The following is an 11,267-nucleotide window of genomic DNA, read 5'->3' as shown; positions in this document are numbered from 1 at the left end:
CTGTTCGTCCGAAAATCTGCGTTTCATTGTCCATCCTTTGCTTGGACGGATTACTAACATCTCAATGGCCCGATTTCAGGGGGCTGGGTCAAGGGCTCTTCGAACGAGTTGACGGGGATGCGAACTTGAAGGGGGCGATATTCAAAGCATCCGCCAGATTGGATGAGCTGGCTTATCAAAATAAAGCTGGGTAATTGATCTTTTATGGCACGAAGAACTGAGGAGTTTGCCTTCTTCTGCCATTCGAAAGAAGTGCCGTCTGTTTGTGGTTCAACAGAAAGCTGACTACTCGGATCGAAAAAAGCGTGCGAATCATGGCTTTATCGCGGAGCTAACAACTTCCGCACACCGTGGTCAGCCAGCTGAATTCGAGGGCATTTTGCGAGGAGAATTGGCCAAGACGGAATTTAAGGCCCTCTTAGCTTCCGTTAGATTTTTACAACCGACTGTTCTTAAACATTTTATTGATCTCAGCTCAGCTGATGTGCGACTGAGCTGCCATGAAGATCGACCCCGAAACGCGACCAACAGCACGGCGAATTCAAAAGCGCAGCAAAGTGCAAAAAGCGCATCACCTTGCTGGAGGCAAAGCGCGAGGGATCGTTCAGGTTGAGAGCCTCACTGAGGTCGATTGCCACAACCTGTGTTCCCTGGATCCCCGAGTGCAAGAAATCCACCCTCAGCCAATGACATTTGATCTCAATACCGGGCAACCCTTCGCGACCAAAGAAGAGCTGCTGGCGCGCTTTCAAGGCACGGTCTACAAGCCTTGAGTCTATACGCCTGACTTCAAGGTTGTCCTGATTGACGGCACCATCTTCTTTCTCGAAGCAAAGTCGGAATACACTCTTTCCAAACAACCCGAATTCCTTGAATACTCGGGTATCTTCGCAGGCTTTGGACAGCAGCTTCTATTGATCACCGAGGACGAAATTTCTCCAGAATTGAAAAAGAACCTTGGGCTATTGCGCCCATTCATCGGGCACACAATACCAGAGGGCTTATTGCAAAGACTGGAGGCATTGGCTTCCAATCGTTTCACATACAGAGAAGCCATCTCTGTTTTGGGGTTCACCCAGAGCGAACTGTTTACAGCGATACTGACCGGGCATCTGTTTTTGGATCTCTATTCCACAGCGTTGAAAAAAGATACAGAACTGCTGGTGTTCAGCCCCCATACCCCCGGGATATTTTAGGTCAAATGAAGCAGGCAGCGCGGCAGGCAGTGCAGGTGTTCAGAAGGCAAAGGACATCTGCAGATGTGCCGTGCGCCCAGTGATGGCTTCGATGGTCTTGCTCAGGCGTGCCTCGGCCAGCAGCACGACTTCGGCCGCCGCGCGGGCATCTTCGCCCGCGTCATGGTGATGGAAGCTCAACCCAAGCGCTTCTTTGAGATGGGCCAGCCCATGGCCACCGTTGCCGCGAAACTCTGGCCAGGCTTTGCGGGCCACCTTCACACTGTCCGCCCAGATCAGCCGGGGAACTGGCAGGCCGGCCTGCTGACAGGCCGCCATGAGCGCCTTTTCGTCAAAGCCACTGTGTTGGACCAGCAGCTGCCCCCGCAACAGAGGCTCAAGCTGCTTCCAGGCCTGCGCAAAACTGGGCGCGCCACGCACGGTCGTTGCGTCAATGCCAGTGAGCTCAGTATTGAAAGGCGCAAACTCTTCCTGCGGATCAATGAAGGTGGCAAAGGTCTCCATTGTGCCATCCATGCGCACACAGGCCAGACCGATCTGGCTGATGCTGCCACGGTTGGCATTGGCGGTTTCCACATCCAAAGCAATGAAGCGGAACAGGCCCTGCGGGAGAGGCTGGTCAGGCAGAAACATCAAGCCCCTCCGAAGACAGCCTCTGCCATCCAAGTTGATATGTGATGCACCGCAACGCCATGCCAGATCCCTTGCTCCAACCGGGCCCCTCCTATGCCAGCATCAGGGACAGAACAAAAGCCTTTGCGCAAAAAGGGCCGCCCTGACGTGCAGAACGGCCCTCTCTTGGATGTGGTTTTGCGATCAGGCGAGCTGAGCGGCAGCCTTCTCGCGTTTTTCATCGCGGCCAAAGAACACCAGATAGAACACTGGCGCTGCGATCAGAGTGAGCACGGTGGCAAAGGCCAGACCGCCCATAATCGTAATCGCCATGGAGACGAAGAAGGCATCAGACAGCAGAGGCGCCATCCCAAGGATCGTGGTCACCGCCGCCAGCATCACCGGGCGCAGACGTGAGACGCTGGCCGTGACGATAGCTTCCCGCAGGGGCAGGCCTTCGGCGCGGACAAAGTCGATCTCCTCCACCAGCACGATGCCGTTCTTGATCAGCATCCCCGAGAGGCTGAGCAGACCCAACAGCGCGGTAAAGGTGAAGGGCATGTCAGTGCCAAGCAACCCGATCACAACCCCGTTGACCGACATGGGCACCAGCAGCCAGATGATGATCGGCTGACGGATCGCATTGAAGAGCAGCACCGAAATCAACACCATGATCAACAGGCTCAGCGGCAGCTGTGCCCCAAGGCTGGCCTGCGCATCGCTGGAGCTCTCCAGTTCGCCGCCCCATTCCATGGAATAGCCAACAGGGATTGGCATCGCCTCCATCGCGGCGGTCACCTCAGCCTGCACCTGCGCAGCAGTCAGCCCCGGCGCTATGTCCGCACCCACCGTGATGGTTGGCAGACGGTCACGACGATGCAACAGCGTGTTCTGCGTCTCATGTACAAAGCCGTCGACAAGCTGCTCCACCGGCAGGAAACTATTAGATGTGGAGGAATAGACCACCTGATCCAAGAGCCCAAAATCACCTTCCGCCGGACGACGCAGAATGATTGGAATCAACCGATCATTTTCCCGGAACACCCCGGTTCTGCTGCCATCGGTGGCAAATTCCAGCATGCCAGCGATGTCCTCGCGATTGACACCTGCGGTCTGGGCCCGCTCGGTGGCATAGATCGGCTTGATCACCACCTCCTGCTCACGCCAGTCGGTGCGCACGCTGAGGATATTGTCGGAAGCGCTCCGCAGGATGGTCTCCGCCTGTCCCGCCAATTGGCGCAGGATCACCGGATCCGTACCGGAGAGGCGCACCTGAATGGGATCGCCGCCGCCGGGCCCGAAGACCAGACGTTTGGTACGGAACTCCCCTTCTGGCAACTGCTCTGCGGCAAAGGCTTCGAGCGCCTCTTGGAGCGGCGGGATCTCTTCCAGCGTTTCTGTGCGGATGATCAGATGGCCATAGCTTGGGTTGATCGGCTCGGCACTGTAGGTCAGCAGAAAGCGTGTCGCTCCCTGCCCCACAATTGTGGTGTAGTTGACCACATCCTCGCGCGCATCCAGCCAGTCTTCGATCACCTCCAGATGGTCGGAGGTTGTGCGGATCGGCGCGCCCTGCGGCAGCTTGTAGTGCACAAAAAAGATCGGCGTGTTGCTGTCGGGGAAAAACTGCTGCTTCACCATGCCAAAGCCCGCATAACAGGCGATGGTCACGGCAAACAAACCCGGGATCACCAGCCAGCGCAGCTTCAGCGCGAGACGCAGGGACCAACCATAAAGCCGGAAGATCAATCCCCCATAGGCATCCGCCGCATCCGCATGGCCTTGTTTGAAAAGATAATGCCCCAGCATCGGTGTCACAGTCAGCGCCAGCACCCAGCTCAGAAGCAGTGAAATGCCAATCACCGCAAAGAGAGAGAACAGGAATTCACCTGTGGCATCCGGACTCAGTCCGATGCCCGCAAAGGCCATGATCCCAATGATGGTCGCACCAAGCAGCGGGATCTGCGTTTTGCCCGCAGCCTCGTCAGCCGCCTCACGGGAATTTTTGCCGCGCAGCATGGCAATCTGCATGCCCTCGGCCACCACAATCGCATTGTCCACCAGCATGCCCATGGCAATGATCAGAGCGCCAAGCGAAATCCGTTCCATTTCAATGGAGAACAGCCCCATGAACAGGAAGGTACCGACCACGGTCAGAAACAGGGTGACTCCCACAACCACCGCGGCACGCCAGCCCATGAAGACGGCCAGCACCGCGACCACAATCGCCACGGACATCGCCAGACTGACAAGGAAGTCATTGGAGGCCTGATCGACCACCAGATGCTGCTGATAAATCGGGTGCAGCGTCACACCTGCAGGGATATCTCCCTCCATGGCGGCCAGTTTGGCATCAACCCGCTTGCCCACTTCAACGATGTTCTCTGTCGCAATCCCAGCCACACCCAGCGTAAAGGCCTCTTCGCCGTTAAAGCGAATGATTTGCAGCGGGTCTCTCAGGCGGTCGCGAAACACCTGTGCCATATCCACAAGGTTCACCACATGCCCCTGCTGCCCCAAAGACAGGCCAGCGATTTCAGACACCGTGTCAGAGCCATCAGGCCGCATGATGCGGGTTTTGCTCGTGGCATTGGTGATCGAGCCAGCCGCAGAAACTGCATCCGCATTGGCAATAGCGTTGGCAATAGCATCCAGTGAGATGTTCTGGTTGACCGACAGTGCAAGATCCGGCTCCACAAAAATCGCCTCTTCTGGCAAGCCCTGAAGCTCTACATCCGCCACACCATCAACGGTCAGGAACTCCCGTCGCAAGAACGTGGCCAACTCATGTTTCTCTGAATCAGTGAAACCCTCGGCGGTGACAGCAAAGAAGATGCCATATACATCTCCAAAAGTATCATTGACCAAAGGCGAACTCACCCCAGCAGGCAGGTGCCGCGTGGCATCGCGCATCCGGGCCCGCAGGCGAGTCCAGATGTCTTTGAGTTCATCACCGCTGTAAATGGATTTGATGTGCACATCGATCCGGGAGAACCCAGGCTGGTTGGTTGAGGTGATGAAGTCGATTTCTTCCATCTGCTGGATCGCAGATTCCAGAGGCTCGGAAACCTCAATGGCCACCTGTTCGGCTGTCGCACCGGGATAGTTGGTGGTGACCACGGCCTGTTTGATGGTGAAGGCCGGATCTTCCAGACGCCCCAGACTGAAGAAGCTCGCGGCTCCGCCAAACAGAAACATCAAAATGATCAGCCAAGTGTAGATCGGCTTGTCGATCGACGCGCGCGCAATATTGACCATGATGTCAGACCTCAGTTCCCGAATCCGACGAAGCGGCGCACCGCCTGCCCGTCATCCAGCCCTGCGCCACCGGTGAGCACAATCTCATCGCCATCGCTCAGCCCGCCGGTCACACGCAATGTGCCGCCAATGCCCGGCTCGGTGGCCACTGGCACCCAAGTCACAGAGCCTTCTGCCGCGCCAATCGGATCAAAGCGCATAACGCCAATGTCCCCGGCATCATTGATCACCACTGCGGTGGCAGGGATCAAGATCCCGGTTGCTGGCTGAATGGCGCTGATGCTCACGGTCACAGAAGATCCGGGCAGGATGGTGCGGCCTTCTGGTGGCGTCATACCAAATGTGATGCGGAAGGTCTGACCGATGTTTGAGGTCTCTGCATCAAATTCGCGAATCTGCAACGGGTGGGTTTCATTGCTGCCTGGAAACTGTGCGGTGATCTGCACGTTGTCTTCCTTACCGCCCTGCTGAAACAGGATTTCCGGCACATCCACCTCAATGCGCAATTCGCTCAGATCATGGATACGTACCACCGGTGTGCCACTGGAGACTGTGGTGAACAGCTCAACATTGCGCGAAGACACCAAGGCATCAAACGGCGCATTCAATGTCGCGTGTTTCAAAGACCACTCCGCGTTGCGCACAGCGATCGCTGCAAGCCCCGCCTGGGTTTCGGCATCATCCAGTGTCACCTGACTGACAGTATTGCCCCGCAGTTTCTCAAGGCGCTGCACAGTGCGATCGGCCTGTTCCTTTTGCAAACGCGCCTGATCGAGCTGCAACTCAAAAATCTCAAGATCCAGACGGGCAATGGTTTCGCCCTGCTTGATGCTATTGCCTTCTGTCACAGGGAATTCGACGATCTGCCCATCTACCTGAAAGGCCAGATCCACACTTTGGCGGGCTTTCACCTGACCAAAAAACTGACGCTGAAACGCCACGGGCGTCTCGCTCACCTGCATGAGCTTTACCGGCTTCAGCCGCTGATCCGCGCTCTGAGCACTCACACCGGCCCCAAGGGTCGCTGCCATCGCAAAGGCGCAGACATATCCAAGGAATTTCATGGGTTTAATCCTCCATCAGCCCGGCCTCAACGGCACCGGGCATGGCTTTTATCGCCAAATTGGCAAATGTGGGAATTTCATCGGCAGACATGCCGGAAAACTTGCGGAACCGAGATACAACTTCGGTCATGATATGGTTACGGGCGGCGACACCCTCTGGTGTCAACTCCAACAGCCAGGCGCGGCGATCACTGGGATCACGCGTGCGGCTGACAATGCCCCGCACTTCGAGTGCATCGGCCACAGGCGTCACCGCAGAGGGCACACACAGCGTATCTTCGGCCAGCACCCCCATGCGTTTGGGCTTGTCCAAAAACACAAGCACCCGCTTTTCCATTTTGGTCAGCGGAGGTGAAATGTTCACGTTGTCCAGCTCACACTCAATCTGATTGTAGAGGGCAAAGACCCCAATGATCGCCTTGAACTCAGGCGGCAGATCGGTGTTGGCAAACAGGTCTTGGGCCACGTGCGACTCCCCAATTACTTCACTGAGTGAAACATCCATTTATCGAACAATTCAAATCTCGCAACAGATTTCTTGCCTCAAAACCCTTATTTTTTGCCTAAAACGCTCCCCGACACCCCATTGAGTGATCTTTCACCCCCTCGATATAAACCCTAGGGCGATTAAAAATTTGAACTGAATTTTAGAAACAAAGACGGTCGGCACTGGCCTGAGTCGGCCCTATGTTCCGTTTGATCAAATGATTGGTTAACCGCCTCCCGCTACCACTGGTGACCGTTATCAAAACGGTTTGAATGCCCTATGACCGCCGACTCGAAACAGAAACTCCTGCATGACAGCCGCCAGCTCGCGCGGCTGAAGGAGCTGTTGGTGCAGTATGCGGAAGATCGTTTGGGCACATTGCGACGGCGTCTTGTCGTCTATGCTCTCGCGCTGATCGCCATGACCGGAGCAACCGACCTTCGCTATGGGCTTGCCGCCACGCTGATTTTGCTGATTGGCGAATGGGTGGACTGCTATACCCTGCGCCAAGTTGCCCCGCGCATCGCCGCCGGAGCGCCCCTTGTCAGTGTTCAGCGATTGGCGGCCTTTGCCGGAATCATGCAGGCGCTGAGCCTTTCGATTGGGGCGGCCATTTATGTTTTTGCCGAAGGCAATGACAGCTCGATTCTCGGGGTCGCAGCGGCCTTTGGCATGGGAACTGTCAACGCCGCCCTGATTCTTCCGACCAACCCGCGGGTCGCGATCCTGAAAATGGCGGTCTTCATGATTACGCCGGTTCTGATGCTGACCTACAAAACGTTCCTATCTCCGTCCGCTCTCAGCCTGGATCATATCGACTTCCCAATGTTCCTCGTGCTGCTGAGTATGGGGTATATGTGCTATTCTTTCGCCACATCAGGGTTCCACAGCTACCGACAGAATGAGGCACTCCGCCGGAGTCAGCTCAATCTCTCGGACGCCAACGAAGAACTTGGCCGCCACCAACACGAGCTGCAGAAACTCTCCATGGTCGCTCGCCAGACCAATGATGCAGTGCTGCTGATGACACCGGAACGTTCCGTGGAATGGGTGAACGAAGCCTTCTGTAGACTCAGTCGCCTGCCAAAAGAGCACTCCGTCGGCAAGCCCTTCGAAGACCTTCTGGCCATGTCCAAGGCGCCACCTGAAGTGCTCGATGGAATCGCCACAGCCGCCCGCAATGCGGTGCCACATCGGGCCGAGTTGGCCGCGCATATGCCCGAGGGCAATGTCATTTGGACCGACCTTCATATCCTCCCCGTCACCAATGGCGACAATGTGCTGGAGTTCATTGTCGCCATTGCGCGGGATATCACCCATATCAAGGAACACAGCGAGAGCCTTAGGGCGGCCCGCGTCGCCGCAGAAGATGCCGCCAAGGCCAAAGCAGATTTTCTCGCCAATATGAGCCATGAGATTCGCACCCCCATGACCGGGATCATGGGGATGGCGGATCTTTTGTCACAGACCCATCAAACACCGGAACAGCGCGAGTATACGCAGACCATCATCGGCTCGTCCCGCAGTTTGCTGACGATCATCAACGACATTCTGGACCTCTCCAAGATGGACGCCGGAAAGATGGAAATCAGCGAAACCGAATTCCGGGTGCGGGAGTGTTTTGAGGAAACCGTGCGCCTGTTGTCACCAACCGTCCGTGACAAAGGCTTGGACATGACCTTGCATTTTGATGAGGATCTGCCAGAGGTGATCCTGTCTGATGACGTGCGCATTAGTCAGCTCGCCACAAACATCATCGGCAATGCCGCCAAGTTCACCGAACATGGTCAGATCGACATCCATGTCTGGAGTGAACAGGAAGACACCGATGAAGGTGGCACAGAATACTCCTTGCATTTCGTGGTCGAAGACACGGGCATTGGCATCCCCGAAGACAAGCTGGCCACCATCTTTGATGAGTTCTCGCAGGCGGAAAACTCCACCACCCGCCGGTTTGGCGGGACCGGGCTTGGCCTCGCCATTTGTCAGGTGCTGGTCTCTCTGATGGGAGGCACAATCAGTGTGACCTCCACATATGGCGCCGGCTCCAGTTTTCAGATTTCCCTGCCCATCAGGCTACCTGAAGCCGGCTCAGACGCGCTTGTGCCTTTTGCCTCCACTGAGGAGGTCGAGGATTTCAACCTTCAGGATCTGGAGGGGCTGCGGGTGCTTGTGGCGGAAGACAATCAGACAAACCGTCTGTTGTTAAAAAAGTTTCTGGAGACGCTGCCAATCCACCTGCACTTCGCCCATGACGGCTATGAAGCCGTCGAAGCCGCGCTGCAACACGCGCCGGATCTCATCTTCATGGATATGTCCATGCCAAACATGAGCGGGCTTGACGCCACAGAGGCCATCCGGGGCAGCTCGATCGAACAGCCTGTGATTGTGGCCCTGACCGCCAATGTCTTTGACAGTGAACGACAGGCCTGCCTGTCTGCCGGCATGGATGACTTCCTGACCAAGCCCATTCGCAAAGAAGATCTGATTGCCTGTCTGTTGGCCCATCTGGGCCCACAAAGCGGTACAGATTATGACAGCCACAATGCGCTGAACGCCTGAGATCACAAAAAAGGCGCCGCAAAGAATGCGACGCCTTTCTTTTGCTCAGAGCAACGTGTCTTTAGCTGCCAGGAATAGCATTGAAGCCGCCGCGCTTCCCAAATGTGGTACCGCGATTGCTTCCAAAGTTGTATTCGATACCGAGCGCAAAAAACTGATCTCGACCCAAGCCAGAACTGTCATCAATACCGAGCTCAGCAGTCAGAGTTGTGTTCTCGATGAGGTCGTAGCGAGTGCCAAAAGTATAAATCTTTCTATCGCCATCATCAGACAAATCCAGATAATCAAACGCCGCCGTCAAGTCGAGCTTTTCGCTCACCCCCCAAGCGCCCATGATACCAACTGATGTGCTGTCAAGACCGCTTTCGTTGTCTTTCTCAAAATAGACTTCGGTATATCCAACGCCAAAGTCATACTTACCTTCCAGACCGAAATATTGCGCGTCAGTGCCCGCAACATCAAGCCTATTCCAGTAGGCGCCCAAAGCCAGTTGATCGTTCACGTCATAGATGCCGTGCAGCGTGAAGGTCGTACCGGTCTCGCTAATGGCACTAAAATCATGGCGCGCGGCGTCAAACTGCACCGCGAAATTGGACAGGAAGCCAAACTCCACAGAGCCGTCCAGCGTGGTTTTTGCAACAGACTCACCATTGATTTTATCTTGCAAACGGGAATATTCCAGCCCCAGTTCCGCACCTTTGAATTCAAATGCCTGTGCTGCGCCTGCAATGGTGCTCAAACCAAGAATAAGAGAGAGAGCTGTTTTCATTTTAGTCTCCGAAATAGTCAAAATGCACCCAAAGCGTGCATGCGACCCAATTCCATCATATGAAAAGGAATGTAAAACCAACTTTTGAAATGCCGTAATTCCGTGACAAAAAAGGAACAAATCCCAGGTAAGATTTTCCCTAGTAACGATAAAAAACGACCCACCATTTTGGCAGGTCGCTTTATCTTTTCTAAGAAAAGGTGCGTAAATTCTACCTAACCACGAACTCTGCGTGAAGGGCACCGGCGGCCTTGATGCTCTTGAGGATGTCAATCATATCACGCGGCGCCACGCCCAAGGCGTTCAGCCCGGCAATCACCTCACTGAGCGATGTACCCGACGGCACCTCCGCCAGACCAATGCCCGGATCCTCATCAATCTCAGCTTCGGTGCGCGGCACAACCACGGTTTCGCCATCGGCAAACGGGTTTGGCTGCACCACCAGCGGCTCTTCGGTCACCCGCAGCGTGAGCCCACCCTGAGACACCGCCACACGGGAAATGCGCACATCTTCGCCCATCACAATGGTGCCAGAGCGTTGATCCACGACCACCCGCGCCTTGCGTTCTGGTTGCACCGAGATGTTCTCAATCTGGCTGAGCGCATGCGCGGGCGAAATCTGATTGGTGCGTTCAATATCCACCTGCACGGTACCCGCATCCAGCATCAGAGCGACACGACGGCCATAGCTGCTGTTGATCGCCTGTTCAATCCGGCCAGCTGTTGTGAAATCCGGCTCCCGCAACGCCAGACGCATATTGGTCAGCGATGAGAAATCGAAGTCGATCTCTCGTTCTACGCGGGCGCCGGAGGGGATCACACCCGACGTTGGCACACCCTTGACGACGCTACCCGCGTCCCCTTCGGCGGCCACGCCCCCTGCGATCACCGTGCCTTGGGCGACTGCGTAGATCTCACCATCTGCGGCGTTCAGCGGTGTCATCACCAGCGTCCCGCCCAACAGGCTAGAGGCATCGCCAATAGCCGAAATGGTCACATCCACCGTGCCGCCAGCACGGGCAAAGGGTGGCAGGGTCGCTGTAACGAAAACCGCTGCCACATTCTTGGGCCTCATCTGTTCGCCGGTGATGTTCACCCCCAGACGTTCCAGAATATTGGTCATGATTTCTTCGGTGAAAGGCGCGTTGCGCAGCCCGTCACCGGTGCCGTTGAGGCCAACCACCAAACCGTAGCCGACCAGATCATTCCCTCGTACACCGTCAAATTCCACAAGATCTTTGATCCGGATTTGACTTGCTGATGCCAGCGTTGGCAGCAGCAGCAGGAGGCAAAGCATTCTTGCTAAGCTCATAAACTGT

General features: G+C 55.8%; 10 protein-coding genes. 3 read left to right on the top strand and 7 right to left on the bottom strand.

The features are described 5' to 3' along the window. Window positions 1–194, top strand: a 194-nt coding sequence (locus SHM7688_RS19960) for a hypothetical protein (RefSeq protein WP_233486588.1), incomplete at its 5' end; no start/stop codon positions are given. Between the two features lie 276 nt (window positions 195–470). On the opposite strand, the gene SHM7688_RS05430 is transcribed toward SHM7688_RS19960, so the two are convergent. Further along, window positions 471–860, bottom strand: a complete 390-nt coding sequence (locus SHM7688_RS05430) for a hypothetical protein (protein WP_144432494.1) — start codon at window positions 858–860, stop codon at window positions 471–473. Window positions 861–914: 54 nt separating this feature from the next. Between SHM7688_RS05430 and SHM7688_RS05425 the strand changes: the two genes are divergently transcribed. Further along, the gene (locus tag SHM7688_RS05425; protein WP_058238942.1) at window positions 915–1,196 is read left to right on the top strand and encodes a hypothetical protein; all 282 of its coding nucleotides are present in this window, start codon (window positions 915–917) and stop codon (window positions 1,194–1,196) included. 39 nt (window positions 1,197–1,235) lie between these two features. On the opposite strand, the gene SHM7688_RS05420 is transcribed toward SHM7688_RS05425, so the two are convergent. The 4 genes from SHM7688_RS05420 to SHM7688_RS05405 all read right to left on the bottom strand — a co-directional run bounded on the left by SHM7688_RS05420 (window position 1,236) and on the right by SHM7688_RS05405 (window position 6,596). Next, entirely contained in the window at window positions 1,236–1,829 is a 594-nt protein-coding gene (locus SHM7688_RS05420) for a 3'-5' exonuclease (RefSeq protein WP_058238941.1), read from the bottom strand. A 183-nt stretch (window positions 1,830–2,012) separates the two neighbouring features. Next, entirely contained in the window at window positions 2,013–5,066 is a 3,054-nt protein-coding gene (locus SHM7688_RS05415) for an efflux RND transporter permease subunit (RefSeq protein WP_058238940.1), read from the bottom strand. A gap of 11 nt (window positions 5,067–5,077) precedes the next feature. Then, the gene (locus SHM7688_RS05410; protein ID WP_083498939.1) at window positions 5,078–6,130 is read right to left on the bottom strand and encodes an efflux RND transporter periplasmic adaptor subunit; all 1,053 of its coding nucleotides are present in this window, start codon (window positions 6,128–6,130) and stop codon (window positions 5,078–5,080) included. 4 nt (window positions 6,131–6,134) lie between these two features. After that, window positions 6,135–6,596 carry a MarR family winged helix-turn-helix transcriptional regulator gene (locus SHM7688_RS05405; RefSeq protein WP_223229148.1) on the bottom strand — a complete coding sequence of 154 codons (462 nt, stop codon included), beginning with the start codon at window positions 6,594–6,596 and terminating at the stop codon, window positions 6,135–6,137. A 300-nt stretch (window positions 6,597–6,896) separates the two neighbouring features. Here SHM7688_RS05405 and SHM7688_RS05400 point away from each other — a divergent pair, with 300 nt between their 5' ends. After that, the gene (locus SHM7688_RS05400) at window positions 6,897–9,179 is read left to right on the top strand and encodes a PAS domain-containing hybrid sensor histidine kinase/response regulator (RefSeq protein WP_058238938.1); all 2,283 of its coding nucleotides are present in this window, start codon (window positions 6,897–6,899) and stop codon (window positions 9,177–9,179) included. 61 nt (window positions 9,180–9,240) lie between these two features. Here the strand turns inward: SHM7688_RS05400 and SHM7688_RS05395 are convergent, their stop codons facing one another. Next, window positions 9,241–9,969: a porin gene (locus SHM7688_RS05395; protein WP_144432493.1), complete on the bottom strand. Its 729-nt coding sequence runs from the start codon at window positions 9,967–9,969 to the stop codon at window positions 9,241–9,243. A gap of 190 nt (window positions 9,970–10,159) precedes the next feature. Then, window positions 10,160–11,260: a flagellar basal body P-ring protein FlgI gene (locus tag SHM7688_RS05390; RefSeq protein WP_144432492.1), complete on the bottom strand. Its 1,101-nt coding sequence runs from the start codon at window positions 11,258–11,260 to the stop codon at window positions 10,160–10,162. Window positions 11,261–11,267 lie beyond the last annotated feature (7 nt).

It is taken from the genome of Shimia marina (genome assembly GCF_001458175.1).
Taxonomy (GTDB): Bacteria; Pseudomonadota; Alphaproteobacteria; order Rhodobacterales; family Rhodobacteraceae; genus Shimia; species Shimia marina.
The sequence above is the reverse complement of the archived record's forward strand: the minus strand, read 5'-3'. Positions and strand labels throughout refer to the sequence as shown.

Excerpts from the sequence above, each read along its gene's own strand:
- SHM7688_RS05420 (WP_058238941.1), bottom strand. The coding sequence starts at position 1,829 with ATGTTTCTGCCTGACCAGCCTCTCCCGCAGGGCCTGTTCCGCTTCATT.
- SHM7688_RS05415 (WP_058238940.1), bottom strand. The coding sequence starts at position 5,066 with ATGGTCAATATTGCGCGCGCGTCGATCGACAAGCCGATCTACACTTGG.
- SHM7688_RS05410 (WP_083498939.1), bottom strand. The coding sequence starts at position 6,130 with ATGAAATTCCTTGGATATGTCTGCGCCTTTGCGATGGCAGCGACCCTT.
- SHM7688_RS05400 (WP_058238938.1), top strand. The coding sequence starts at position 6,897 with ATGACCGCCGACTCGAAACAGAAACTCCTGCATGACAGCCGCCAGCTC.
- SHM7688_RS05390 (WP_144432492.1), bottom strand. The coding sequence starts at position 11,260 with ATGAGCTTAGCAAGAATGCTTTGCCTCCTGCTGCTGCTGCCAACGCTG.